The 25,910-nt window shown below is 68.6% G+C and carries 16 protein-coding genes; 7 read left to right on the top strand and 9 right to left on the bottom strand.

Annotated elements, in window-relative coordinates; translation table 11 throughout:
* Positions 1-3: 3 nt before the first annotated feature.
* On the bottom strand, positions 4-480 hold the full coding sequence (locus ACYVJH_RS10715) for a SixA phosphatase family protein (RefSeq protein WP_460454637.1): 477 nt from the start codon (positions 478-480) through the stop codon (positions 4-6).
* 15 nt (positions 481-495) lie between these two features.
* The gene (locus tag ACYVJH_RS10710) at positions 496-1,128 is read right to left on the bottom strand and encodes a nucleotide-binding protein (protein ID WP_460454636.1); all 633 of its coding nucleotides are present in this window, start codon (positions 1,126-1,128) and stop codon (positions 496-498) included.
* A 129-nt stretch (positions 1,129-1,257) separates the two neighbouring features.
* Here ACYVJH_RS10710 and gltB point away from each other — a divergent pair, with 129 nt between their 5' ends.
* The 3 genes from gltB (at position 1,258) to ACYVJH_RS10695 (ending at position 8,705) form a co-directional block, all read left to right on the top strand.
* The gene (gene gltB / locus ACYVJH_RS10705; RefSeq protein ID WP_460454635.1) at positions 1,258-5,724 is read left to right on the top strand and encodes a glutamate synthase large subunit; all 4,467 of its coding nucleotides are present in this window, start codon (positions 1,258-1,260) and stop codon (positions 5,722-5,724) included.
* A complete protein-coding gene (locus tag ACYVJH_RS10700) occupies positions 5,721-7,133 on the top strand; it encodes a glutamate synthase subunit beta (protein WP_460454634.1) in 1,413 nt (470 codons plus the stop codon). The genes gltB and ACYVJH_RS10700 overlap by 4 nt, the downstream gene beginning before the upstream one ends.
* An 84-nt stretch (positions 7,134-7,217) precedes the next feature.
* Positions 7,218-8,705 carry an AAA family ATPase gene (locus ACYVJH_RS10695; RefSeq protein ID WP_460454633.1) on the top strand — a complete coding sequence of 496 codons (1,488 nt, stop codon included), beginning with the start codon at positions 7,218-7,220 and terminating at the stop codon, positions 8,703-8,705.
* A 94-nt stretch (positions 8,706-8,799) separates the two neighbouring features.
* On the opposite strand, the gene ACYVJH_RS10690 is transcribed toward ACYVJH_RS10695, so the two are convergent.
* Entirely contained in the window at positions 8,800-9,714 is a 915-nt protein-coding gene (locus ACYVJH_RS10690) for an AEC family transporter (RefSeq protein WP_460454632.1), read from the bottom strand.
* A gap of 13 nt (positions 9,715-9,727) precedes the next feature.
* Positions 9,728-11,551 carry a DUF885 domain-containing protein gene (locus ACYVJH_RS10685; protein ID WP_460454631.1) on the bottom strand — a complete coding sequence of 608 codons (1,824 nt, stop codon included), beginning with the start codon at positions 11,549-11,551 and terminating at the stop codon, positions 9,728-9,730.
* A 68-nt stretch (positions 11,552-11,619) separates the two neighbouring features.
* On the opposite strand from ACYVJH_RS10685, the gene ggt reads away from it, so the two are divergent.
* Positions 11,620-13,350, top strand: coding sequence for a gamma-glutamyltransferase (gene ggt / locus ACYVJH_RS10680; protein ID WP_460454630.1), 1,731 nt, complete (start codon positions 11,620-11,622; stop codon positions 13,348-13,350).
* 7 nt (positions 13,351-13,357) lie between these two features.
* Here ggt and ACYVJH_RS10675 read toward each other — a convergent pair whose 3' ends face one another.
* Together ACYVJH_RS10675 and ACYVJH_RS10670 are read right to left on the bottom strand one after the other, a co-directional pair.
* Positions 13,358-16,201 carry a hybrid sensor histidine kinase/response regulator gene (locus tag ACYVJH_RS10675; RefSeq protein WP_460454629.1) on the bottom strand — a complete coding sequence of 948 codons (2,844 nt, stop codon included), beginning with the start codon at positions 16,199-16,201 and terminating at the stop codon, positions 13,358-13,360.
* Between the two features lie 8 nt (positions 16,202-16,209).
* Positions 16,210-17,406 (bottom strand): EAL domain-containing response regulator, encoded by a 1,197-nt coding sequence (locus tag ACYVJH_RS10670; RefSeq protein ID WP_460454628.1) that lies wholly within the window; start codon positions 17,404-17,406, stop codon positions 16,210-16,212.
* A 153-nt stretch (positions 17,407-17,559) separates the two neighbouring features.
* Between ACYVJH_RS10670 and ACYVJH_RS10665 the strand changes: the two genes are divergently transcribed.
* On the top strand, positions 17,560-18,687 hold the full coding sequence (locus ACYVJH_RS10665; RefSeq protein WP_460454627.1) for a GGDEF domain-containing protein: 1,128 nt from the start codon (positions 17,560-17,562) through the stop codon (positions 18,685-18,687).
* A 56-nt stretch (positions 18,688-18,743) separates the two neighbouring features.
* On the opposite strand, the gene ACYVJH_RS10660 is transcribed toward ACYVJH_RS10665, so the two are convergent.
* From ACYVJH_RS10660 to ACYVJH_RS10650, 3 genes are all read right to left on the bottom strand, one after another.
* On the bottom strand, positions 18,744-18,950 hold the full coding sequence (locus ACYVJH_RS10660; RefSeq protein ID WP_460454626.1) for a hypothetical protein: 207 nt from the start codon (positions 18,948-18,950) through the stop codon (positions 18,744-18,746).
* A gap of 107 nt (positions 18,951-19,057) precedes the next feature.
* Positions 19,058-19,285: a hypothetical protein gene (locus ACYVJH_RS10655; RefSeq protein ID WP_460454625.1), complete on the bottom strand. Its 228-nt coding sequence runs from the start codon at positions 19,283-19,285 to the stop codon at positions 19,058-19,060.
* 558 nt (positions 19,286-19,843) lie between these two features.
* Complete coding sequence (locus ACYVJH_RS10650; RefSeq protein ID WP_460454624.1) at positions 19,844-20,335, bottom strand: hypothetical protein; 492 nt, start codon at positions 20,333-20,335, stop codon at positions 19,844-19,846.
* A gap of 280 nt (positions 20,336-20,615) precedes the next feature.
* Between ACYVJH_RS10650 and ACYVJH_RS10645 the strand changes: the two genes are divergently transcribed.
* Together ACYVJH_RS10645 and ACYVJH_RS10640 are read left to right on the top strand one after the other, a co-directional pair.
* Positions 20,616-22,250, top strand: coding sequence for a BamA/TamA family outer membrane protein (locus ACYVJH_RS10645; RefSeq protein WP_460454623.1), 1,635 nt, complete (start codon positions 20,616-20,618; stop codon positions 22,248-22,250).
* An 83-nt stretch (positions 22,251-22,333) separates the two neighbouring features.
* On the top strand, positions 22,334-25,867 hold the full coding sequence (locus ACYVJH_RS10640; RefSeq protein ID WP_460454622.1) for an indolepyruvate ferredoxin oxidoreductase family protein: 3,534 nt from the start codon (positions 22,334-22,336) through the stop codon (positions 25,865-25,867).
* Positions 25,868-25,910: the final 43 nt, after the last annotated feature.

Below are 25,910 nucleotides of genomic sequence, written 5' to 3'. Positions count from 1 at the left end.
GGTTCAGGGCCACCAGAAAGCCGCAATACGGGCGATACCGGGCTCGAGCACGCCCTCGTCGGGCAGGGTCAGCACCGCCACGCCGCCGGCGGGCATGCCGCGGAAGTCGCCGGACTGGCCCGAGGCCAACAGGGCGGCCAGCTGCTCGAAACCCGGGTTGTGGCCGATCATCAGCAGCCGGGCCACGTCGCTGTTTTCGTCGGCGATCTGGATGAGCCGGCCCGGGGTGGCGTCATAAATGTGGTCTTCCTGCCGGCATTCGAAGTAGCCCAGCGAGGTCATGACCGTTTCACAGGTTTCGCGGGTGCGGCGGGCGGGCGAGACCAGCACGCGGTCGGGCAGGTAGCCGTGCTCCTTGAGCCAGCGGCCGGCGGCCTCGGCTTCGGCCTGGCCCTGCAGGGACAGCGGCCGGTCCAGGTCGTCCTGGCCCGGGGCGGGCGGTTCAGCGTGGGCGTGGCGCAGCAGGATCAGTTCGCGCATGACGGTCCTTGTCGGTCAAAGGGCTTTTTTGAGCCAGCGCAGCAGCGGAGCCCAGTCATCCTGATGGCTTCGCACCTGCTCGGAGTGGTAGTCGAATACGGATTTCCCCAGGCCGGCCAGCAGCACGTAGGCCTGGGTGTCGCGCAGCTGGGCCACCAGGGGGTAGGGCCAGGCCTGCAGTTGGGCCATGGCCTGCTGGGAGGCGCTGGTCCAGGGTTTCAGCCGGTTGCCGACCAGGCCCACGGGCAGCTTGCCCTTCTTCACCCGCGGGTGGGTGACCAGGCTGTCGAGGAAGGGCACGGTCGCCTCGATGTCGATCGCCGAGGGCAGTACGGGCACCACGACGGCGTCGGCGCGGTCGAGGAAATCCTTGAGGTCGCCGCCCATGGCGCCGGCGGGGGCGTCGACCACCAGCCGGGCGATGCCGTCGGGCAGGTGCTTGTCCCAGTTGCGCCGGCAGCCGTCGAGCGGCAGTACCGCGGAGTCGAGGAAGGCGCGCTTCTCGCACCAGTGGGTGGACGACTTCTGCTTGTCGGCGTCCAGGATGGCCGTGGCCTTGCCATCGAGCGCGAAATGCGCGGCCAGGTTGGTGGCGACCGTGGACTTGCCGGCGCCGCCTTTCGAACTCGCGACCAGGATCGTGCGCATCAACGGGACTCCGCTGCGGGACGAAGGTCCACTCTACCCCGGCCGGCACGGCCTGGGAACGGCGGCCGAGCAGAAACTCTAGACGAGTGTGTGAGCTTGAAAGAATCCATCGGTTTCCGCGGGGGGCGCATGACCACATCGCCAGCCCCGGGGCTGTATTCCCCGGCGTTCGAGCACGACAGCTGCGGCTTCGGCCTGGTGGCGCGGCTCGACGACCGCCCGCAGCGGGCGATCGTGGACGCCGCCCTGGTGGCGCTCGACCGGCTGACCCATCGTGGTGCCGTGGCCGCGGACGGCCGCAGCGGCGACGGCTGCGGCCTGCTTTTGCGCCGACCCGACGCCTTCCTGGCCGCCGTCGCCGCCGAAGCCGGCCTGGCCTGGCGGCCGGGTGATGCCTGCGGCCTGGTGTTCCTGCCCGACGACGAGGCCGGCGACACCCGCTGCCGGGGGGCGCTGGCCGGGGCCCTGCAGGCCCGGGGCCTGGCCGTTTCCGGCTGGCGCGAGGTCCCGGTGGACCAGTCGGCCTGCGGCGAGGTGGCCCGGCGCGGCTTGCCGCGGATGGCGCAGGTGTTCGTGCATTGCCCGGACGACGGCGACGCCGCTGACTTCGAACGCAGGCTCTTCCTGGCCCGGCGCACCGCCGAGCGGACCCTGGCCGGGCAGCCGGGCTTCTACGTCGCCAGCCTGTCGGCGGCGACCCTGGCCTACAAGGCGATGGTGCTGCCGGCGGCCTTGCCGTCCCTGTTCCCGGACCTGGCCCGCCCCGACCTGGCCAGCGCGGCCGTGGTCTTCCACCAGCGTTTTTCCACCAATACGGCGCCGGCCTGGGCCCTGGCCCAACCTTTCCGGGTGCTGGCGCACAACGGCGAGATCAACACCATCGCCGGCAACCGCTGCTGGGCCCTGGCCCGCGCGGCGCACTGGCGCACGCCGCACTTCGACCTGGGCGAACTGCAGCCGCTGGTTTCGCTGGAAGGCTCGGACTCCCAGAGCCTGGACAACATGCTCGAGCTGCTGCTGATGGGCGGCATGGACCTGCTGCAGGCCATGCGCCTGCTGGTGCCGCCGGCCACCTCCTCGCTGGAGTACAAGGACCCGGACCTGGCGGCGTTCTACGAGTACCACGGGCTTTCCAGCGATCCCTGGGACGGTCCCGCCGGCATCGTGATGTGCGATGCACGCTACGCCGCCTGCACGCTCGACCGGAACGGGCTGCGGCCGGCGCGCTGGCTGCTCACCGACGACCAGGTGCTGGTGGTGGCCTCGGAAACCGGCGTCTGCGACGTGCCCGACGAGGCCGTGGTGGCGCGTGGCCGGCTGGGCCCGGGTGAAATGCTGGCGGTGGATTTCGGCCGTGGCCAACTGCTGGGCAACGAGGACATCGACGCCATCAACAAGGCGCGCGCGCCCTACAAGACCTGGCTCAAGCAGGGTGTCGAATACCTGTCGACCAGCCTGGTCGATCCCTCGCTGGCGGCCGAACCCATGGACCCGGCAACGCTGCGGCGCTTCCAGGTGCTGTTCCAGCTGACCCGGGAAGAACGCGAATCCGAACTGCGCGTGCTGGCCGAAACCGAGCAGGAAGCCACCGGCTCGATGGGCGACGACACCCCGCTGGCGGTGATGTCGCACCTTATCCGGCCGGTGCACGATTATTTCCGCCAGGCGTTTGCCCAGGTCACCAATCCGCCGATCGACCCGCTGCGCGAACAGGTGGTGATGTCGCTTGCAACCCAGCTGGGCCCGGAAGGCAATGTCTTCGAAGACACGCCCGGCAACGCCGTGCAGGTGCTGCTGAACTCGCCGGTGCTGAGCCAGCGGAAATTGCGCCAGCTGCTGGCGATGCCGCGGTTCTCGGATGCGCATTCGCTGCTCAGGCTTGGCCTGCGGGTCGGGGAATCACTTGAACAGGCCCTGTTGCGCCTGCGCGACGAGGCCGAGGCCGCGGTGCGTGCCGGCGCGGCGCTGGTGCTGCTGACCGACCGCTACCCCGAACCCGGCCAGGCCATGGTGCCGGCCCTGCTGGCCACCGGCGCGGTGCACCACCACCTGGTCGCCACCGGCCTTCGCTGCAGGGCCAACGTGGTGGTGGAAACCGGTGCCGCCCGCGGCGCGCATGCGATCGCCTGCCTGGTTGGCGTGGGCGCGACGGCCGTCTATCCCTACCTGGCCTACCAGACGATCGCGGCACTGGGGCGGTCGGGCGTGGTCGCCGGCAAGATCGGCAACGCCCCGGCCGAACTCGGACGCAGCTACCGGCGCGGCATCAAGAAGGGCCTGCTGAAGATCCTGTCGAAGATGGGCATCAGCACGATCGCCAGCTACCGCGGCGCCCAGCTGTTCGAAATCGTCGGCCTCGCCGACGAGGTGGTTTCCCTGTGTTTCCCGGGCATACCCAGCCGCATCCAGGGTGCCGGTTTCGCCGAGCTCGAAGCCGAGGCGCGGGAGCTGGCGGCCCTGGCCTGGGCGCCGGCGCCGGACCTGGCACCGGGTGGCCGGCACAAGCTGGTGGTCGGCGGCGAGAGCCACATGTTCAACCCCGACGTCATCAACAGCCTGCAGCAGGCGGTGCGCAGCGGCGACAGCGCCGATTACCGCAGGTATGCCGCGCACGTGGATGGCCGCGCCCCGGCGGCGCTGCGCGACCTCCTGCAGCTGCGCGAGGCGCAATCGCCGCTGCCACTGGACGCCGTCGAGTCGGCGGAAGCGATCCTCGCCCGCTTCGATTCGGCCGGCATGTCGCTGGGCGCGCTGTCGCCGGAAGCACACGAGGCGCTGGCGATCGCCATGAACCGCCTGGGCGGGCGCTCGAACTCGGGCGAAGGCGGCGAAGACCCGGCCCGCCACGGCAGCGAGAAGCGCAGCAAGATCAAACAGGTGGCCTCCGGCCGCTTCGGCGTGACACCCGAGTACCTGGTCAATGCCGAAGTGCTGCAGATCAAGATCGCCCAGGGCGCCAAACCCGGCGAAGGCGGCCAGCTGCCCGGCCACAAGGTCAACGCCACCATCGCCGCGCTGCGCCACGCGCGCCCGGGCATCGGCCTGATCTCGCCGCCGCCGCACCACGACATCTATTCGATCGAGGACCTGGCGCAGCTGATCTTCGATCTCAAGGAAGTGAACCCGTCCGCACTGGTGTCGGTGAAACTGGTGTCGCACGCCGGCATCGGCACGATCGCGGCGGGCGTGGCCAAGGCCTATGCCGACCTGATAACCGTTTCCGGCCACGACGGCGGCACCGGTGCCTCGCCGCTGTCGTCGATCCACCACGCCGGCACGCCCTGGGAGCTGGGCCTGGCCGAAGTGCAGCAGACGCTGCGCCTGAACCACCTGCGCGGGCGCGTGCGCCTGCAGGTGGACGGCGGCCTCAAGACCGGGCGCGACGTGGTCAAGGCGGCCATCCTGGGCGCCGAGAGCTTCGGCTTCGGCACCACGCCGATGGTGGCGTTGGGCTGCCGCTATCTGCGCATCTGCCATCTGAACAACTGCGCCACTGGCGTCGCCACCCAGGATCCGCGCCTGCGCGCGAACCATTTCATCGGCCTTCCGGAGATGGCGATGAATTTCTTCCGCTTCGTCGCCGACGACGTGCGCCAGTGGCTGGCGCGGCTGGGCGTGGCGCGGCTGGAAGACCTGATCGGCCGCACCGACCTGCTTGAGCGCCTGCCGGGCGAGACGCCGCGGCAGCGCCGCATCGACCTGGAGCCCATCCTGCAGGCAGCCAGCGGCAAGGGCGACGACGCCCGCCATAACCAGCAGCTCCGCAATCCCCCGCGCGACACCGGCGAGCTGGCGGCGCGCATGCTCGAGGAAACCCAGGCCGCGCTGCAGGCCGGCGCCGGCGGCGACTTCCACTTCCCCGTGCGCAACCGCGACCGCAGCCTGGGCGCACGGCTGTCGGGCGAGATCGCGCGCCTCCACGGCAACCAGGGCATGGCCGAGGCACCGATCCGATTGCGACTGTCGGGCCACGCCGGCCAGAGCCTGGGCGCCTGGAACGCCGGCGGCCTGTTCATCGAACTCACCGGCGACGCCAACGACTACGTCGGCAAGGGCATGGCCGGCGGCTGCATCGTGCTGCGGCCGCCGCCGGGCGTGCGCTACGTGGCCCGCGAGGCGCCGATCATGGGCAATACCTGCCTCTACGGTGCCACCGGCGGCGAACTTTACGCCGCAGGCCGCGCGGGCGAGCGCTTCGCGGTGCGCAATTCCGGCGCGCTGGCGGTTGTCGAGGGCGTTGGCGACCACGGCTGCGAGTACATGACCGGCGGCGTGGTGGCGGTGCTGGGACGCACGGGCCTGAACTTCGGCGCCGGCTTCACCGGCGGACTGGCCTACGTGCTCGACCTGGACCGGGATTTCGTCGACCGCTACAACCACGAACTGGTGGACGTGCACCGCATCACGCCCGAAGGCATGGAGCACCACCGCCACCACCTGCGCTGCCTGCTGCGCGACCACGCCGGCTACACCGGCAGCGCGTGGGCAAGCCGCCTGCTGGAGGACTTCCGCGATGTCGCCGGCAAGTTCTGGCTGGTCAAACCCAAGGCCGCATCGCTCGAGCAGCTGGCCGACGACCTGCGGCGGGCGGCATGAAGGTCCGGCCCTTCCAGTTCCTGGACGTGCCGCGGCGCATGCCGCGTGAGCTGCCGGCCAACGTGCGCGTGCTCGGCTGGCAGGAGATCTACGCCGGCTTCGATTCCGATGGCGCCGCCGAACAGGGTGCGCGCTGCCTGGACTGCGGCAACCCCTACTGCGAGTGGAAGTGCCCGGTGCACAACCCGATCCCGGACTGGCTGGCGCTGGTGCGCGAAGGTCGCCTGTTCGAGGCCGCCGAGCTGGCGCATTCCACCAACCCGCTGCCGGAAGTCTGCGGCCGCGTCTGCCCGCAGGACCGCCTGTGCGAAGGCGACTGCACCCTGCACACCGGCTTCGAGGCGGTGACGATCGGCGCGATCGAGAAGTACATCGTGGACGAGGCCTTCCGCCTGGGCTGGCGCCCCGACCTGTCGGCGGTGCGGCCCAGCGGCAAACGCGTGGCGGTGATCGGCGCCGGCCCGGCCGGCCTGGCCTGCGCCGACCGGCTGGCGCGGGCTGGCATCCAGGCGCATGTGTTCGACCGCCATGCCCAGATCGGCGGCCTGCTCAGCTACGGCATCCCCGCCTTCAAGCTGGAAAAGTCGGTCATGGACGTGCGCCGGCAGGTGCTCGAAGGCATGGGCGTTCAGTTCCACCTGGGCGTGGACGTGGACGCGGCGCTGGGCGCCGAGCTGCTGCGCGAGTACGACGCGCTGTTCCTGGGCACCGGTGCGACATCACCGGTCGACGCGGGCCTGCCGGGGCAGGACCTGCCCGGGGTCCTGTCGGCCCTGCCTTTCCTGGTCGCGAACGCGCGCCGGCAACGCGGCGAAAAACACGCCGACGACGCGCCCATCGCCCTGGCCGGCCGGCGCGTGCTGGTGCTTGGTGGCGGCGACACGGCGATGGACTGCGTGCGTTCGGCCGTGCGCCTGGGTGCCGCCCAGGTGACCTGCGCCTACCGCCGCGGCGAAGCCGACATGCCCGGCTCGGCGCGCGAGGTGAAACACGCCCGCGCCGAAGGCGTGCATTTCCTGTTCCATCGCCAGCCCCTGGCCATCGAAGGCAGCGCCGCCGTGACCGGCGTGACCCTGGCCGCCACCCGTGCCGGCAGCGGCCGGGCCGGCGCGCTCGAGCGGGTGCCAGGCAGCGAGGAAACCATCGCGGCCGACGTGGTCATCCAGTCATTCGGTTTCCGCGCCAGCCCCGCGTCCTGGTGGCCCGGCCAGGGCATCGAACTCGACGCCCGCGGCCACGTCGCCACCCGCGGCCCGGATGGCGCCACCTCGCATCCGAAGGTTTTTGCCGGCGGCGACAACGTCCGGGGTGCCGACCTGGTGGTGACCGCCGTCTTCGACGGCCGCGAAGCCGGCTCCGCCATCGCCCGCCGACTGCTGCCGATGGGCGCAGGGGCCATCAACGCTTGAAACATGCATTGGTGTCCGGGTGCGGGCATCATGGCGGGCGTTTTTGGCGCTAATGTTCCCTGACCCCATTGCAAGGACGGCTGGATGAGTGAGTTGCAGGACCTGACCTCGCTGGTGCGCGCCAACACGGCGCTGATCGTCATCGAGACCCCCGACGAGCCGCGCGTGGTGGACCTGTTCCGGCACCTGCTGATGAACGTCTGGCGGCCGCTTTACCGGTGGTCGATCACCGAAGGCCTGCGCCGGGTCGACCTGGACGGCGAAGACCCGCCGATCGCTTCGCCAGACGCCACCACCACCCTGCGTGCGATCCGCGACCTGGACCAGCGCAGCGTCTGCCTGCTGCTCGATTTCCACCCCTACCTCGGTTACGCCACCACCCAGCGCCTGCTGCGCGAAACCATGGAGCGCCGCGGCAGCCTGGGCCACACCCTGGTGCTGGTGGGCGCGAAGATCGAACTGCCGCCCGACCTCGAGCACCACGCGGTGCGCTTCTCGCTGCGGCTGCCCGACGAAAACGCGCTGCTCAAGACCGTCAAGGACGAAGCTGCGCTGTACATGCGCGAACACGGCGGCAAACGCGTCGAAGTCGACCAGGACGCACTCAAGGCCATCGTGCGCAACCTGCGTGGCCTGTCGCTGACCGAAGCGCGACGCCTGGCCCGGCACCTGATCTTCACCGACGGCGCGCTGCACGCCGGCGACCTGCCGGAACTGGCCAAGCTCAAGTTCGAGATGCTCAACAAGTCCGGCCACCTGCACTTCGAATACGACACCGCGCAGTTCGCAGACGTGGCCGGGCTGACGCGACTGAAGGCCTGGGTGAACCAGCGCCGCGCCGCCTTCACCGCCGACACGCTGCCACCGGGCCTGGACCCGCCCAAGGGCATGCTGCTGCTGGGCGTGCAGGGCTGCGGCAAGTCGCTGGCGGCCAAGGCGGTAGCCGGCGGCTTCGGCGTGCCGCTGGTGCGGCTGGATTTCGGCACCCTGTACAACAAGTACCACGGCGAAACCGAAAAGAACCTGCGCGACGCGTTGGCCTCGGCCGAACAGCTCTCCCCCTGCGTGTTGTGGATCGACGAGCTCGAGAAGGGCCTCGCCGCCTCCGGCAGCAGCGAGGACGGCGGCGTGTCGCGGCGCGTGCTGGGCTATTTCCTGACCTGGATGGCCGAACGCAAGTCCAAGGTATTCCTGGTCGCCACTGCCAACGCGGTGAACGACCTGCCGCCGGAGCTGCTGCGCAAGGGTCGCTTCGACGAGATCTTCTTCGTCGACCTGCCCGACCACGCCGCCCGCGCCGACATCTTCCGGCTGCACCTGGAAAAGCGCGAGGTGGACTGGGAAGGTTTTTCCCTCGACACGCTGGCCACCGCCGCCAACGGTTTTTCGGGCGCCGAGATCGAACAGGCCGTCGTCAGCGCGCTTTATTCCGCCCATGCCGACGGCGTGCCGGTGGACGAAGCGCGCGTGGTCACCGAAGTCGGCGCCACCCGCCCGCTGAGCGTGCTGATGGCCGAACAGGTCAACGCCCTGCGCGCCTGGGCGAGTGGGCGCACGGTGCCGGCAGACTAGCCCTCCCCCGCAGGGGCGGTTTCCCTCGCGAAGCCTTCCCGGGGGCGCCGGTCAAAGCGCCCCGTTGGCCGGCACGTCGCGCCTGAATGCGCGCCTAGAGTCGGCTCAACAACCACGCCCAGGCCGGCAGCGTGGCGAGTGAAAGCAGGATGCCGTAACCCACCAGCGCCGAGGCCAGGCTGGGTGCCAGACGGTGCGATATCGCCAGCGCCGCGGCCGTGATCATCGGTGGCATTGCCGACTCAAGAACCGCCGTGTCGGCGGCGACGGCGTCCATCGGCAGCCAGGCCACCAGCAGCAGCGCCAGCACCGGCATCACCAGAAGTTTCAGCGCCAGGCCCGCCGCCAGCGGCTTGAGCTCGTCGCGCGGCAGTTTCAGTTTCAGGCCCAGACCAATCGCCAGCACCACCAGCGGCAGCAGCGCGTCGGCAAGGCGCTGCAGGCCGCCGCCGATCCATGCCGGCGGGTCAGCCGGCATCAGCGTCAGGCCGAACACCAGCGCCAGGAAGGGTGGGAACGTGACGATGCGCCGCGCGATGTCGCGCCAGGTGGGCTCGGCGTCGCCGCCGTAGCGCGCCAGCACGTACAGGCCGAAGGTCGAAAGAATGAGGAAGGCGCCGAACTGGTCGTAGATGACCGCGTACGGCAGCGCGTCTTCGCCCAGCAACGCGCGCACCAGCGGGTAACCCAGGAAGCTGGTGTTGCCCAGCGCCACGCACAGCAGCAGCACCGCGTGCTGGTCGCGGCGCAGCTCCAGCAGCCGGGTCACGCCGGAAACGACCAGCACGGTAGCGCCCAGCAGGGCCCAGGGCACCGCGGCCACCGCGATCACCTCGGGCCCCAGTTCCAGCCGCGGCGCGTAGCGCAGCACCGCCGCCGGCAGGCACACGTACAACACGACCTTGTTCAGGACCTCCGGCGCGCTGTCCGGGAACAGGCGCAGGCGCTGGAACACCAGCCCCAGGGCCAGCATCGCCAGGATCAGCGCGAAGGCGTCGAAGGCAGCCATGCGGGTGCGCCGGTCAGCCGGCGCGGGCGGCCTTTTCGCTGGCGATCCACTCGCGGATCTTGGTCTGCAGCACGCCCATCGGCAGCGCGCCGTCGGCCAGCACCTGGCGGTGGAAGGCGCGCACGTCGAAGTCGTCGCCCAGTTCGGCCTCGGCTTCGTCGCGCAGTTCGCGGATGACCCGCTGGCCCACCTTGTACGAAAGCGCCTGGCCTGGAATGACGATGTAGCGCTCGACTTCGGCCACCACGTCGGATTCGGCCATCGAGGAGTTCTGCATCATGTATTCGATCGCCTGCTCGCGGCTCCAGCCGTAGTAGTGCAGGCCGGTGTCCACCACCAGGCGCATGGCGCGCAGCTGCTCGTCGCTCAGGCGGCCGTACCACTGGTAGGGGTCGGTGAAGAGACCCATTTCCTTGCCCAGCGATTCAGCGTACAGCGCCCAACCTTCGGCGTAGGCGGTGTAGCCGCCGAAACGACGGAAAGCCGGCAGCGACTCGAGCTCCTGCTGGATCGAGACCTGGAAGTGGTGGCCCGGCGAGGCTTCGTGGATGGACAGGGTTTCGACCAGGAAGTTGGGCTGGGCCCGCAGGTTGAAGGTGTTGAGGTAGAACACGCCCGGCCGCGACCCGTCCGGCGTGCCCGCCATGTACGACGCGCCGGCCGAGGATTCGGCGCGGAAGGCTTCGACTTCGCGCACTTCGTAGTCGGCCTTGGGAAAGATGTCGAACAGCTGCGGCAGCGCCGGGTTGATCTTCGCCTGCACGTCGCGATACGCCTGCAGCGCTTCTTCGGCCGTCTTGAAGTAGAAGCGGTCGTCGGTCTGCAGGTGGTGGAAGAAGGCCGGCAGGTCGCCTTCGAAGCCCACCTGCTCGCGCACCGCGTTCATTTCGGCCAGGATGCGCGCCACTTCGTCCAGGCCGAACTGGTGGATGTCTTCCGGGGACAGACCGGTGGTGGTCTGGGTACGCACGCTGTAGGCGTACCAGTCCTTGCCGTCGGGCAGGTGCAGCATGCCCACGCCTTCACGCGCGGCGGGCAGGTACTGCTCGCGCAGGAAGTCGCGCATCGTGGCGTATTCCGGCACCAGGGTGTCCATGATCGCCGAACGGTAGGCCGCGGTCAGCCGCTCGCGGTCTTCCGCCGGGAAGCTTTCGGGCATGTTGGCGATCGGCCCCCAGAACACGCTGTCCTCGGCACGCTCGACGACGTGCGCCGCGAACTGCGGGATGGACTTCTCGACCACCGGCCGGGGCTGCACCACGCCCTGGGCCATGCCTTCGCGCATGTTGGCCATGGCGCTTTGGTTGATGGCGGGGAAGGCGGCGATGCGCGCCAGGAAGTCGTCGTAGTGCTTGACCTCGCTGAAGGGCTGCAGGCTCTTTCCGGAACCGAGCTGGGCGAAGAAGCTGCCGTAGTTGCCCATCTGGTTCACCGGCAGCATCCAGGCCGGGAAACGCGTGCCTTCCAGCGACAGGCTGCGGTCGCTGACGAAGACGTCGTAGCTGAGCCGGTCCTGGCCGGCCAGGGCGTCGCGATCCAGGCGCTGGATGCGGTCGAGGAACTCCCGTTCGCGCGCTTCGGCCTGTTCGCGGAAGCTGGCCGAGAAGAAGTCGGGCAGCTGGTCGTTGTAGCGCAGGTCGCCCAGGGCGGTGGCCTTGATCGGGTTGGCCTTGAGCTCGGCCTCGTGCCAGTCGGCCAGCAGGGTGTTGAGCTCGGCGGCTACGGCGGCCGGATCAGCGGCCGATTGTCCGGCGGCATCGGGAGCAGCTGCGGGCGCGGGCTCGCCCCCGCAGGCGGTGAGCAGCAGGCAGGACAGAGCCAGGGCCAGTACGCGCATGACGTTTCCTTCGCTTGGTATCGGGGACAGTGCGTTATCTTCACCCAATCACCGCCCGGAGCCTAACGATGAAAGTCATGCCCGCCTGCCTCATGTGCTGCCTGGTCCTGCTGGCGGCGCCCGCACCGGCCGCGGACCGCGTCACCGGCCAGCCTTTCGCCACCCGGTCGGTGGTTTATGCGCCCGAGGCCATGGCCGCGACCTCGCACCCGCTGGCCACGCAGATCGCGCTGGACGTGATGAAGCAGGGCGGCAGCGCGGTGGATGCCGCCATCGCCGCCAATGCGGCGCTGGGCCTGATGGAACCCACCGGCAACGGCATCGGCGGCGACCTGTTCGCCATCGTCTGGGACCCGAAGACGCAGAAGCTGCACGGTTACAACGGCTCCGGACGCTCGCCCAGGGGCCTGACGCTGAAGTGGTTCCAGGACAACGGCCACGCCTCGGTGCCGTCGCACGGCCCGCTGCCGGTGACCGTGCCGGGCGCGGTGGATGGCTGGTTCGCACTGCACGGCCGCTTCGGCAAGCTGCCGATGAGTGACGTGCTGGCACCAACCGTGCGCTACGCGCGAGCGGGCCACCCGGTGCACGACACCATCGCCTACTACTGGGGCCGCAGCGTGCCGCTGCTGTCGAAGTGGCCGGGTTTCACCGAGCAGTTCACCATCGACGGACGTGCACCGCGCACCGGCGAACTGTGGAAGAACCCGAACCTCGCCAATACGCTCGAGACCATCGGCCGCGAGGGTCGCGACGCCTTCTACAAGGGCGACATCGCCCGCCGCATCGACGCCTACTTCCGCGAGAACGAGGGCTTCCTGCGCTACGAGGACCTGGCCGCGCACGAGGGCGAGTGGGTGGAGCCCGCCAGCGCCAACTACCGCGGCGTGGACGTTTGGGAACTTCCGCCCAATGGCCAGGGCATCGCCGCGCTGCAGATCCTGGAAATCCTGGAAGGTTTCGATTTCTCGAAGATCGAATTCGGCAGCGCCGAGCACGTGCACCTGTTCGTCGAAGCCAAGAAACTGGCCTTCGCCGACCGCGCGCGCTGGTACGCCGACCCGGACTATTTCCCCGCCCGCGACGGTGACCGCGCCAAGGCCCGGGCCCTGGTCGAGGAACTCATTTCCGAGGACTACGCCGCCAAGCGCCGCGCACTGATCAAGCCCGACCGCGCCGCGCGCGCGGTGGACGCCGGCATCCTGCAGCACGGCGACACCATCTACCTGACCACCGCGGACAAGGACGGCATGATGGTCTCGCTGATCCAGTCCAACTACCGCGGCATGGGCAGCGGCATGGCGACGCCGGGCCTGGGCTTCATCTTCCAGGACCGCGGCGAACAGTTCGTGCTCAAGGCGGGCCATCCCAACAGCTTCGCGCCGGGCAAGCGGCCCTTCCACACCATCATTCCCGCGTTCATCACCAAGGACGGCAAGCCCTGGGTCAGCTTCGGCCTGATGGGCGGCGCGATGCAGCCGCAGGGCCACGCCCAGGTCGTGATGAACCTGGTGGACTTCGGCATGAACCTGCAGGAAGCCGGCGACGCGCCGCGCATCCATCACGACGGCAGCACCGACCCGGCCGGCCAGATGGTGGAAATGAACACCGGCGGCGTGCTCAACCTCGAGACCGGCTTCCCCTACGAAACCATCCGGGCGCTGATGCGCATGGGCCACTCCGTCGAGTTCGCCAACGGTCCCTACGGCGGCTACCAGGCGATCGCGCGCGACCCGGAAACGGGCGTCTATGCCGGCGCCTCGGAAAGCCGCAAGGACGGCCACGCCGCCGGGTACTGACCGGCCCCTAGCCGATGTGACGGCGCAAGCGCTCGACGGCGGTCGCCACGTCGGCACAAGTGGGCAGGACTTGCGCCCAGTCCGCCGCCTTGGCGGCGCTTTCGGCGGCCTGTGCGGCCTCCGCCAGTGGCTGGGCGCCGACCAGGCGGGCGGCGCCTTTTATCTTGTGTGCCTGCCTGGCCAGGCCTTCGAGGTCGCCGGCGGCGCGCGCCGTGTCCAGGCCCTGCAGGTCCTGGGCGGTGGCGGCCAGGAAATCGTCCAGCAGGGCCTTGGTTTCCGCCGGGTCGCCGCCGGTCAGGGGTGCCAGCACCGTAGGGTCGAGCGGCAGCGGATCGCCTGAGACCTGCGGCAGCGGCGTGCCCGACCGGACGTCGGCGGACAGCGGCACGGTGTGCGGCATCCAGCGCTGCAGGGTCGCCACCAGTTCGGATATCGACACCGGCTTGGCCAGGTAGGCATCCATGCCCGCGGCCAGGCAGCGCTCGGCTTCGCCCTTCAGGGCAGCGGCGGTCAGGGCGACCACCGGGGTGTGCCTGAGGTTGCGGGCGGCTTCTTCCTCGCGCAGCGCGCGGGCGAATTCGTAGCCGTCCATCACCGGCATGTGCACGTCCGACAGCACCAGGCCATAACGTCCGGTGCGCCAGGCCTCCAGGCCTTGGCGGCCATCTTCGGCACTTTCGCTGGCGTAACCGGCCAGGGCCAGTTGGCGGGCCACCACCAGGCGGTTGGTGGGATGGTCGTCGACGATCAGCACCAGGCTGCCTTCGGCGCGGGCATCCTCCACGTCGGGCAGGGGCCGGGCCAGGAAGCCCTGGGTGGGGTCGGCCGGCAGCTCCGGTTCGAGTTCGGATTCCAGGCCGCGCGGCAGCACCAGGTCCAGGCAGACGGTGGTGCCGGCCCCCGGCGTGCTTTCCATGCTGATCTCGCCGCCCATCAGCTCCGCCAGGCGCCGGGAGATGACCAGGCCCAGGCCAGTGCCGCCGTAACGCCGGGTGGTGCTGCCCTCGGCCTGCGAGAACGGCTGGAAAAGGCGCGCCTGCTGTTCGGGCGTGACGCCGATACCGGTGTCGGTGATCCGGAAACGCAGCCGGTCGCCGTCACCTTCGCGCCCCCTCCATTCCAGCGCCGCCTCCACCACGCCCTTGTCGGTGAACTTGATCGCATTGGACAGGAAATTGCCCAGCACCTGGCGCAGGCGCAGGCCGTCGGCGCGATGGGCGGGGCCGACGCGGTCGTCCACCTGGCACAGCAGCACGAGCCCCTTGCTCGACGCCGAACCGCTGAAGTTGGCGACGGTGGACTGCAGCAGACGCGGCAGGGACAGCGTGGTCGGCGACAGCTCCAGCCGGCCCGCCTCGACCTTCGAGAAGTCCAGGATGTCCCCGATGATCTGCAGCAGCGAACGCGCCGACTGCTGGATGACGGCGATGGTGTGGCGCTGGTCCTCGTCGAGCTGGCTGTGCGAGAGCACTTCGAGCATGCCGGTGACGCCGATCATCGGCGTGCGGATCTCGTGGCTCATGGCCGCGACGAAGCTGGACTTGGCTTCGCTGGCTTCCAGGGCGCGGGTCTCGCTGGCGCGCAGGCGCTGTTCGAGCTGCTTGATCTGGGTGAGGTCGGTGCCCACGGCCAGGTAGCCGACGGTGTGGCCGGCGGCATCGCGCACCGGCGAGGTGGCCAGCAGCACGGGTACGGTTTCACCGTCCTTGTGCACGAATTCCAGCTCCAGCGGATCGGGCTCCTGGTCGATGAGCATCGGGAACAGGCGGGCATCGGCAGGCACCGCGTGGTCGCGCGTGGCCGCCAGGCCGGACGCAAGCCGGTCGAGGTCGGCGGGGCTGACCAGACGCTCGAGCCCGGCCCGGCCGACCATCTGTTGCCAGCGGTGCCCGGTCATGCGTTCGGCCTGCGGGTTGAAGCTGGTGAACTGGCCCTGCGTGTCCATGGACATGATCGCCACCCGCGCCGCCGCGAAGAGCGAGCGCTGGAACATGTCGCGTTCGATCAGCGCGGTACGCACCTGTTCGTTGCGGGCCAGCTGCTCGTTGAGTTCGGCTTCGTACTTGCGCACGTCGTCGCGCATCACCAGGAAGGCGTCCATGACGTCACCGAGCTCGCCCGCGGGCGAATAACGCGGCACCCCCTGGTAGTCGTGCCGGCGCATCTGCTGGGCCAGCGACGTCAGCGACTCGACCCCCTTGTAGATGTTGCGCAGCAGCTTGCGGCCGACCACGGCCACCACCAGCAGGGTGGCGAAGCTGAGGCCCGTTCGCAGCCAGGCCGTGCGCTGGGCGCGTTTGGCCTGGGCACGGACCTTCTGTTCGGCCTCGATCATCTCGAGGTCGCCCAGGTGCTTCATGCGGATGGTCACCGGGTCGATGGCCGGGTAGAGCTCGGTGTCGGCGAATCGGCCCAGGCCGACGATGTCCTTTTGCACCAGGGTCTGGCGCAGGGTTTCGGCGGCGGTGTCGGCGCGCACCTTCGAGCGCTGCACCTGGGCAAAGATCTGCGCCTGCTCTTCGGTCAGCGGCATCGATTCCAGGGCCTGCCAATGGTCGCGGATGCGCAGGCGGGCGTGGTCGACGACCTGCAGGCCCTCTTCCCAGCTGAGCAGGTGGTTGCGGACACGGAAGGTGGTGTCGACGATGTCCATGCCGTAGGCGTCCGACACTGCCTTGATGCGGCGCAGGCCGGCCAGGGACTCGTCCTTGAGCGCCAGCAGCGCCGCCTGGTTCTGCTGGCGCTCGTATTCGTCCAGGGCCAGCACGGCGGCACCGGTGAGCAGCAGCAACCCGAACAGCCCCAGCAGCTGCAGCCGGATGCCGAAACGGGGCCGTCCGGTGGCTGCCATGCGCGTCCCTAGTGGTGGGTCTGGCGCCAGCGCTGGATGGCGTCGGGCAGCTCATCCCCCGGCACCGGCGCGGAGATCAGGTAGCCCTGGGCGAAGTCGCAGCCCAGCTGGGCCAGCAGCTGCCATTCGTCCACCGTTTCCACGCCCTCGGCCACCACGCACAGGTCCAGCTTGCGGGCCAGGTCGAGGCTGGTTTCGATCATGGCGCGCTTGCGCGGCTGGGTGGGCGCGCCGGAGACAAAGCCGCGGTCGATCTTGAGTTCGGTGAAGGGAATCTGCGAAAGCTGCGAGAGCGACGAATAGCCGGTGCCGAAATCGTCCACGCTCAGGCCGAAACCCTTCAGGCGCAGGCGCGCCAGCATGCCGAGGCCGCGCGCGGTGTCGCTCATCACCGAACTTTCGGTGATCTCGAGCACGATCCGGTCGGGGCTGACGCCGTGTTCGCGCAGCACCGCCTCATAGCGGTCGGCGACTTCCGGGCCAGTGAGGTTCTGGGCCGACACGTTCACGGAAACACGCAGGTCCAGGCCGCGGGCCTGCCAGCGTTTTGACCAGGCACAGGCCTGGACCAGCATCAGGCCGGTCAGTTCGTCCACCAGGCCGCCGGCTTCCATGAGCGGGACGAATACCGCGGGAGGCACCGTGCGGCCGTCGTCCAGGCGCCAGCGCGCGAGGGCTTCGACGCCGACGATCTTGCCGTTGCCGAACTCGGCCTGGGGCTGGAAAGCGGCGGTGATGTCGCCACGGGACAGGGCCTCGCGGACCTGTTCAAGGGAAACTTCGACGTCGCTGGGCACGACCGAGGGCCCCGGGCCGCCTTCGTAAAGCGACAGCACCGTGGTGAGCTTGCCCGGCGTCAGCGGTTTTTCGATGCAGCCCAGCACGCGCAGGCCCGAGGCCTTGGCCATCACCTGCACGGTGTGCAGCAGGGCGGGCTCCATGGCACTGACCACGGCGATCGAGTGCGCCAGGCGGTCCTGGGCGACCAGGCCGATGAACTCGACGCCGTCCATGCCGGGCATGTCGAGGTCCACCAGCACCACGTCGGGTGCCTCGGGCAGGCTGCGCAGCAGGTCCAGCGCCTGGAAGCCGTCGGCCGCTTCGTGCAGGTGGGTCAGGCCAAGGTCGCCCAGCAGGCGCAGTCCCAGCCGGCGCTGGAAGCCGTGGTCTTCCACCAGCAGTACGCGCAAATCCGCCAGGCTCATCCGTCTGCTCCCCCGGTTAGCCTCCCGACTCTACCGGGCGACCGTTCAGGAAGAAAGGCACGGCGCCGCGGGCCAGGTCCGGCCACGGGATGGCCGCGCCGTTCCGGGCCGTGCGTCGCAGCCCCTGCCAGTCCCCTGGCGTAGACTGGGCCCATGTCCGAGCGACTGGCCGGCCAGTTCGATCGCGAAACCCGCCTGCGGCTGCGGCGGGTGGGCCTGGGCGTGCTGTCCTACATGATGTTCCTGGTCCCGATGTCGATCGCGGTGCACGCCGGCAGCTCGACCATGGGCTGGTGGGGCGTGGCCGCGTTCACCGGCGCCGCCCTGGCCGTGAACCTGGTTGCGCTGGTCGCCATCGCCAGCGGCTGGAGCAAACGTTTTGCGGACCCGAGCCTGCTGGTGCCGCAGCTCGTGGCGGCCATGCTGCTGGCGCTGGGCATGATCCACTACTTCGACGGCGAGGCACGCAGCGTGCTGCTGCTGCTGTTCGTGGCGATCTTCTTCTTTGGCCTGTTCGGCCTGGACACGCGCCAGTACCTGCGGCTGACCACCGGCACCACGGTGGGCTACCTCGCCCTCACCGTCTGGGAACTGGTGGGCAGCGACGCGACGCGACAGGACTGGATGATGGAGGCCATCCGCTTTTCGGCCCTGGTGGTGATCACCATCTGGATGAGCTTCATCGGCGGTTATTTCGCCTCGATCCGCCGCCGGCTGGCCGCCCAGCGCGATGCCCTGGAGGGCGCCAACAGCAAGCTGCGCGAGCTGTCGATCCGCGACGAGCTGACCGGGCTGTACAACCGTCGCCACCTCACCGAACGGCTTGAACAGGAAAGTGAACGCAGCCGCCGCTACGGTCACGGCTTCAGCATCGCGCTGATCGACATCGACCACTTCAAGGTGATCAACGACACCCACGGCCATGCGGTCGGCGACGAGGTGCTGGTGCAGTTCTCCAGCATCCTGCGCCTGCAGGCGCGTTTCATCGACCACGTGGGGCAGGCGCCGGAGCGCACCCTGGGCCGGTTCGGCGGCGAGGAGTTCATTATCATCCTGCCCGGCACGAACCTCGCCGGCGCCCGCGTCTGCCTGGAGCGCATGCGCGCCTCCGTGGCCCAGGCCCCCTTCGAAACCAGCGCCGGCCCGGTGGCCGTCACCTTCTCGGCCGGCCTCGCCGAACAGCGCCGGGACGAAGCCGCCGAAGCCCTGCTGCAGCGGGCGGACGAGGCGCTGTACCGGGCCAAGGAAGGGGGAAGGGACCGGCTGGAGGCCGCAGACTAAGCCTGCGGCAACCCGCATGCCAGACCGGTCATTGTCCCCGTGGACCAGGTCGTCAGCTAGTGGCGGCGCGGTCGCTCCATCATCCGCCCGACGGCCAGCCCGGCGAGCAGGCCTCCGACCAGGATTGCAAATGACAGGGCGAAGTATTCCCACGAACTCGCTTCAACGCGTGCGCGCAAGGGAACGGCGACGATCCAGATCGTTGCGAGCCAGATCAGCAGCCGGATGAAGAACGCGATGTGATCTGAGATTCGAGGGTTCACGACTTGGAATCCCTTGCTTGCAACCCGAAAGACTTCAGTCCATTTCGTTGCTGGCGCTGGAGTATCAGCACCAGCGCCATCACCAGCGAAACCAGCCCCAACCAGAATTACCTGAAGAGAACCCGCGTGCGAACGGGCAGGGACTGGGAGACGTCCCCGAAGGCCAGCAGGAATAGCCCACGAATGCAGCGGAACCACCAGTCAATATCTCGAATTCCCGCCCTGCGCATCACTCCGGGCTCATCGTCAGCCAGCCGGACGAGCGCCCGGTGCACGAACAGCTGGACGATTGCCAGGGCGACCCCCGTTGTGACAACCGCCAGTTCAAGGATCATGGAAGCTTCGCTCATCCTGGGCACCACCTCTCGGCTTCACTTGGCGCCCAGGGACGAAGGCCTGACCTCTTCGCCCCCCCTGATCCGCATCTCGACCTGCTCAATCTCGCCCAGGACGCGCCTGTAGCGCCTCCACCAGCCCACGAAGACAGGAACTCCCAGGCCCAGAAAGACCGCAGCAACGAAAAGTGCCGCAGACGTGCTGCCCTGGCGAGCGACAAGCAGGTACATGACCCCCGCCGCGGCCAATGGAGTGGCGAGGGCAGCTCCAAGAACCTGACGACGCGTCCTTTTGACTGATGCCCTTACAACCTCTATGTCCCTGCTCGACAAGAATTGATCATCGTGTCCCTGGACGATCATGGCCGTCACCATCCCGTTGTTGTCGTGAACAGATAGCCCCCGCTCTTTGCGTTGCGGCCAGGGCTCGTGCCCGAGTGTACTTTTTTCGGATCGCAATAGCGCTTCTGCAGGGGGCGGAGGAGGCCTTGTGCCAGGTCAAGCAGACCTGTCGTGATCGCCCGGCAGCCGGCACTTGGGGCTAGTGAAACAAGCGACTCATTGGGGCTTGTTCTGACGTGGGCAATAGAGCGAGTGATGACTAAGTTTTGCCCAGTACACGGAGACATCGAAGAGGTTCTCCCCGCCGCTTGAACTGGCGGGGCCAGCAAACAGCGAGATGCCGTTTCCGCACATCCTGACCTCCCTTCTTTTCCACATCACCTCCTGGGAATCGATAGCGGTCCAGCCGTGCACAGGCAGCTCCTGGTAGAGGTGATCAAGAACCGACTCTGCTGAACGGCTGGTGCGAAGTTTCCTGGCGGCTCCAACCACGCTGCTCTTGTCTGTGACGGCGTCAGGACCGGCCTGCAAGGCACCCGATGGATAGGGCAGTCCGTCCAATACTTTGATCAACGCCTCGGTCGAAGGTCGCTCAACATCTGTTCGTTTGTAAATCACCGTGGAAGCAAGCCAGGTCGAGATGGCCAACCACAACAGAATGAAAATGATCGCGGGAACCGAGGGGGGCCATTTGAGGTTGCCAGACATCCGCATCATTCCACTCCGTCTTCCCAGCCAGAAAGTTGGCTGACCACCCGCTCGCTGTAGTCCACGCCTTGATACTCAATAGTGCAAGCATCCCTCACCGGACCCCGCGGAGTCTCCTGTACGGCGGGGAATTGAAGTTTGGACAGGCTTCCCTGGTTAGTGCAACGGGACCCGCTATCGTGTGTGCCCGGCCGGACAGGATGGCCGGGAAATGATCGGGGCCCCCGCCGACGCAAAGGGTGCGTTGCGCGGTGGTTTGGCCCGCCGTAGAGTCCCGGCAATGCGCTACCTGCCTGCGGTGTGGGCCCTTCTGCTGCCATGCCTGCTGGTGATCCCGCAGGCAGCGGACGCTGCACCCCTGCGGACGCTGCCCGATGACGCCGCGCTGGAGACGGCCGGCGCAGTGATCGGCGATATCCGCATCGTCCGCCACGACATCTTCGACACCTCGCTGGCGGAGGAAGACGCGCCGCTGTACCGCGCCGCCAACGCCCTGCACCGGCGGACCCGCGAACCGGTGGTGCGCCGCCTGCTGCTGGTCGAGCCGGGCATGGCCTATTCGCGCCGGCTGCTGGACGAAACCGAACGCCTGCTGCGCGCCCAGAACTACCTGCGGGAAGCAAAAGTAACGCCGGTGCATTTCGCCGATGGCCGGGTGGACCTCCTGGTCGAAACCTGGGATGCCTGGACCCTCAACCCGGGAATCTCCGGCAGCCGCAGCGGCGGTGCGTCTTCCTTTGGCTTCGAACTCGAGGACAGCAACCTGCTGGGCACCGGCGCCGAACTCACGCTGTCGCACGACAGCGACAGCGAACGCAATGAGAACGCCCTCTCCTACCGCAATGACCACCTGTTCGGCCGCTGGAACGGCCTGGACGCCGAACTGCGCGACAACAGCGACGGCCGCGGCTGGGCGCTGGCCCTGGGGCAACCATTCCATGCGCTCGACACCCGCCGCGCCTGGGGGGTCTCGGTGGACCGGCTGACGCAGGTGAACGCGTACTACTCGCGCGGCGAGGACGTCGCCGAGTACCGACAGCGCAACAACGACATCGGGGCCTGGTGGGGCCGATCCGCTGGCCTGCGCAACGGCCGGGTGACCCGCTGGCAGTTCGGCCTGCGCGATTTCCGGCGTGACTTCCTGCCGGCGCGCGACCCCTTTATGGCCGGGCCGGTGCCGGCCGACCGGCACCTGGCGGGGCCGTGGATCGGCATTGAACGCATCCACGACGACTGGCAGGAATTGGTCAACCTGGACCAGATCGGCAGCACCGAAGACGTGCTGCTGGGCCTGCGCTGGAGCGCGCGGCTGGGCTGGTCCGACACTGCATTCGGCGGCGACCGGGACGCCCTATGGCTGGAGACCGAGGTCAGCCGCGGCTTCCGCCTGCCCGCCGGCTCCCTGCTGCGCACCCAGGCCTGGCTCGATGGCCGGCTTGAAGATGGCTCGGCGCGCGACCTGGCCTTCGGCGGGCGGGCGCGCTATTACCGGCGCACGGGCGAAAAACGCCTGTTCTACGCCGACCTGGAAACCGTGCACGGCCACGCGCTCGACCTCGACGACTACCGCACGCTCGGCGGCGACAACGGCCTGCGTGGTTACCCCGAGCGCTGGGCCAGCGGGGAGGGCTACACCCGGCTGTCCCTGGAGCAGCGCTATTACACCGATGCCTACCTGTGGCGGATATTCCGGGTCGGCGGCGCCGTGTTCATGGACGTCGGCCGTACCTGGGGCGACAACCCCCTGGGCGAGCCCAATCCCGGCACGCTCGCCGACGTCGGTTTCGGCCTGCGCCTGGGCAATACCCGCTCGGCCTTCGCCCGGGTCGTGCATGTGGACCTGGCTTTCCCGCTCGACGGCGACCCCTCGCTCAAGCGGGTGGAGCTGGTCATCGAGGCGCGGCGGGAGTTCTAGGCCGGCCGGGCCGGCCACCCGGCCATAACGGGCCCGGCTGCTATAATTCCGAGTCTTTGCTCCAGCTTCGGAAAGCAGCCGCCATGTCCGCCATTCCCCACACCCTGATCCCGCTCGACCGCGAGTACGACCTCGAGTCCAAGTACACCCGCGAGGAGGGCCGGATCTACCTGTCCGGCGTCCAGGCGCTGGTGCGCCTGCCGCTGATGCAGCAGATGCGCGACCGGGCCGCCGGCGTGAACACCGCCGGCTTCATCTCGGGCTACCGGGGTTCGCCCCTGGGCGGCTTCGATCTGGAGCTTTGGCGGGCCCGCAAGCACCTGCAGGCCAGCGCCATCGAATTCACCCCCGGCCTCAACGAAGACCTGGGCGCGACCATGGTCTGGGGCAGCCAGCAGACCAACCTGTTCCAGGGCGCGAAGTACGACGGCGTGTTTTCCATGTGGTACGGCAAGGGCCCGGGCGTGGACCGCTGCGGCGACGTGTTCAAGCACGGCAACGCCGCCGGCACTTCGAAGCAGGGCGGCGTGCTGGCGCTGGCCGCCGACGACCATGCCTGCCGCTCGTCGACGCTGCCGCATGGCTCGGAAGGTGAATTCGAAAGCGCGATGATGCCGGTGCTCAACCCGGCCGGCGTGCAGGACATCCTGGACATGGGCCTGCTGGGCTGGGCCATGAGCCGCTACACCGGCCGCTGGATCGGCTTCAAGACCATCGCCGAGACGGTGGAGTCCTCGGCCTCGGTGAACGTCAACCCGCACCAGCTCGACATCCTGCTGCCGACCGACTTCGAACTGCCGGCGGGCGGGCTCAACATCCGCTGGCCGGACCCGCCGCTGGACCAGGAAATGCGCCTGCACCAGTACGCGGTGAAGGCAGCGCAGGCCTTCGCCCGCGCCAACCACATCGACAAGGTGGTGGTGGATTCGCCCAAGGCACGCCTGGGCATCGTCACCACCGGCAAGAGCTACCTGGACGTGCTGCAGGCGCTGGAATACCTGGGCATCGACCGCAAGGTGGCCGCCGACATCGGCATCCGCGTGTACAAGGTCGGCATGACCTGGCCGCTGGAACCGCTGGGCATCCGCGAGTTCGCGCGTGGCCTGGACGACATCATCGTCGTCGAGGAAAAGCGCAGCTTCATCGAGCGGCAGATGAAGGAATACATGTACAACTGGGAGCACGAGAAGCGCCCCAGCATCGTCGGCAAGTACGACGAGGACGAGAACTGGGTGCTGCCCAGCACCAACGAACTGACCCCGGCCCGCATCGCCCGCGTCATCGCCGCACGCGTGCAGCGTTTCTTCCAGTCCGAGGCCATGGACAACCGACTGAAGTGGATCAGCGCCAAGGAAAAGGAACTGGCCGCGCCGCGCGCCAACTTCCCGCGCGTGCCGCACTACTGCGCCGGCTGCCCGCACAACAGCTCGACCGTGGTTCCGGAAGGTTCGCGCGCGCTGGGCGGCATCGGCTGCCACTACATGGTCACCTGGATGGACCGTAAGACCGACACCTTCACCCACATGGGTGGCGAAGGCGTCACCTGGTCGGGCCAGGCACCGTTCACCACTGAAAAACACGTCTTCCAGAACCTGGGTGATGGCACCTACTTCCATTCCGGCTCGCTGGCCATCCGCCAGTCGATCGCCGCGAAGGTGAACATCACCTACAAGATCCTCTACAACGACGCCGTGGCCATGACCGGCGGCCAGCCGGTGGACGGCACCCTGACCGTGCCCGACATCGCCCACCAGGTGCGCAGCGAAGGCGTGCAGGTGATCGTGGTGCTGAGCGACGATATCGAAAAGTGGGCGGACCACTCGATCTTCCCGCGCGGCGTGGAGTTCTACGACCGCAGCGAACTCGATGCGCAGCAAAAGCGCCTGCGCGAAGTGCCGGGCACGTCGGTGCTGATCTTCGACCAGACCTGCGCCGCCGAGAAGCGTCGCCGCCGCAAGCGCGGCAAGATGCCCGACCCGGCCAAGCGCACCGCCATCAACTCGCTGGTCTGCGAAGGCTGCGGCGACTGCGGCGTCAAGTCGAACTGCGTCGCCGTGCTGCCCAAGGAAACCGAATACGGCCGCAAGCGCGAGATCGACCAGTCCAACTGCAACAAGGACTTCAGCTGCGTGAAGGGCTTCTGCCCCAGCTTCGTCACCATCAAGGGCGGCGGGCTGCGCAAGCGCAAGGGCACGGGCAACAAGGAACTGCTGGCGAACCTGCCCGACCCGCAGTTCCGCAGCAATCTCGACCAGCCCTGGAACATCCTGATCACCGGCGTCGGCGGCACCGGCGTGGTGACCATCGGCGCCCTGCTCGGCATGGCCGCGCACCTGGAACACAAGGGCGCGAGCGTGCTCGACCAGACCGGCCTGGCCCAGAAGGGCGGCGCGGTGACGACCCACGTGCGCGTCGCGGCGAAGCCCTCGGACATCCACGCGGTGCGCATCGCGGCCGGCGAAGCCGACCTGGTGCTGGGCTGCGACATGGTGGTGGTGAACGACTACTGGGCGCTGTCGAAGATCCGCGCCGACCGCACCGAAGTCGTGATCAACGACTACCAGGCCATGCCGGGCCCGTTCACCCGCATGCCGGACATGCAGTTCCCGGCCGCGGGCATCGTCGATGCCATCCGCACCGCCCTGGGCGGCCGCGAACCGCTGCAGGTACCGGCCACCGAAGTGGCAACCGCCCTGCTCGGCGACGCCATCGGCAGCAACCTGTTCATGCTGGGCGTGGCCTGGCAGCGTGGCCTGGTGCCGGTGGGCTTTGACGCCATCATGCGCGCGATCGAACTCAACGGCGCCGCCATCGAGATGAACAAGACGGCGTTCGCCTGGGGCCGACTCGCCGCCATCAAGCCCGACGCGGTGCTCGAAGCCGCCGGCCTGGCCGACGAACCTGCTTCCGCGGGAACGGCTTCGGCCGCGAATCCTTTCGACGACGAAGCCATCAGCCAGTCGCTGGACGAAATGATCGACCGCCGCGTGAAGTTCCTCACCGACTACCAGGACAAGGCCTACGCCGGCCGCTACGTCGCGCTGGTGGACAAGGTGCGCCAGGCCGAGGCCCGCAAGGCCCCGGGCTCCACCAAACTCACCGAAGCGGTGGCGCGTTATTACTTCAAGCTCATGGCCTACAAGGACGAGTACGAAGTGGCCCGCCTGTACACGGCCAGCGACTTCCGCAAGCGCATCGAGCAGCGGTTCGAAGGCGACTACAAGATCCACTTCAACCTGGCCCCGCCGCTGTTCGCCAAGCGCGACGCCGACGGCCACCTGGTGAAGAAGGAGTTCGGCCCGTGGATGTTCACGGCGTTCAAGCTGCTGGCGAAGATGAAGGGCCTGCGCGGCGGCGCCTTCGACATCTTCGGCCGGACCGAGGAGCGCCGCATGGAACGCCAGCTGATCGTGGATTACGCGAAGCAGCTGGACGAACTGCTGGCCGGCCTGGACGGCGACAACGTCGACCTGGCGGTGCAGATCGCCTCGGTGCCCGAACAGATCCGCGGCTATGGCCACGTCAAGGAAGCGCACCTGGCCAAGGCCAGGGGCCTGGAGAAGGAACTGCTGGCGCGCTGGAAGGCGCCGAAGGCGGAAGCGCGCGACGCGGCCTGATCACGGCCAACCTGCGCTATCGGGAAACCCCGGCCCAGGCCGG

This window comes from Arenimonas aestuarii (genome assembly GCF_054781715.1).
This window is presented reverse-complemented; position numbering and strand designations above follow the sequence as displayed.

Bases quoted from the DNA above. Each gene is read 5' to 3' on its own strand.
- ACYVJH_RS10645 (WP_460454623.1), top strand. From the start codon at position 20,616: ATGCGCTACCTGCCTGCGGTGTGGGCCCTTCTGCTGCCATGCCTGCTG.
- ACYVJH_RS10700 (WP_460454634.1), top strand. From the start codon at position 5,721: ATGAAGGTCCGGCCCTTCCAGTTCCTGGACGTGCCGCGGCGCATGCCG.
- ACYVJH_RS10650 (WP_460454624.1), bottom strand. From the start codon at position 20,335: ATGTCTGGCAACCTCAAATGGCCCCCCTCGGTTCCCGCGATCATTTTC.
- ACYVJH_RS10695 (WP_460454633.1), top strand. From the start codon at position 7,218: ATGAGTGAGTTGCAGGACCTGACCTCGCTGGTGCGCGCCAACACGGCG.
- ACYVJH_RS10690 (WP_460454632.1), bottom strand. From the start codon at position 9,714: ATGGCTGCCTTCGACGCCTTCGCGCTGATCCTGGCGATGCTGGCCCTG.
- ACYVJH_RS10710 (WP_460454636.1), bottom strand. From the start codon at position 1,128: ATGCGCACGATCCTGGTCGCGAGTTCGAAAGGCGGCGCCGGCAAGTCC.
- ACYVJH_RS10665 (WP_460454627.1), top strand. From the start codon at position 17,560: ATGTCCGAGCGACTGGCCGGCCAGTTCGATCGCGAAACCCGCCTGCGG.
- ACYVJH_RS10685 (WP_460454631.1), bottom strand. From the start codon at position 11,551: ATGCGCGTACTGGCCCTGGCTCTGTCCTGCCTGCTGCTCACCGCCTGC.
- ACYVJH_RS10715 (WP_460454637.1), bottom strand. From the start codon at position 480: ATGCGCGAACTGATCCTGCTGCGCCACGCCCACGCTGAACCGCCCGCC.
- ACYVJH_RS10670 (WP_460454628.1), bottom strand. From the start codon at position 17,406: ATGAGCCTGGCGGATTTGCGCGTACTGCTGGTGGAAGACCACGGCTTC.
- ggt (WP_460454630.1), top strand. From the start codon at position 11,620: ATGAAAGTCATGCCCGCCTGCCTCATGTGCTGCCTGGTCCTGCTGGCG.
- gltB (WP_460454635.1), top strand. From the start codon at position 1,258: ATGACCACATCGCCAGCCCCGGGGCTGTATTCCCCGGCGTTCGAGCAC.
- ACYVJH_RS10655 (WP_460454625.1), bottom strand. From the start codon at position 19,285: ATGATCCTTGAACTGGCGGTTGTCACAACGGGGGTCGCCCTGGCAATC.
- ACYVJH_RS10675 (WP_460454629.1), bottom strand. From the start codon at position 16,201: ATGGCAGCCACCGGACGGCCCCGTTTCGGCATCCGGCTGCAGCTGCTG.
- ACYVJH_RS10640 (WP_460454622.1), top strand. From the start codon at position 22,334: ATGTCCGCCATTCCCCACACCCTGATCCCGCTCGACCGCGAGTACGAC.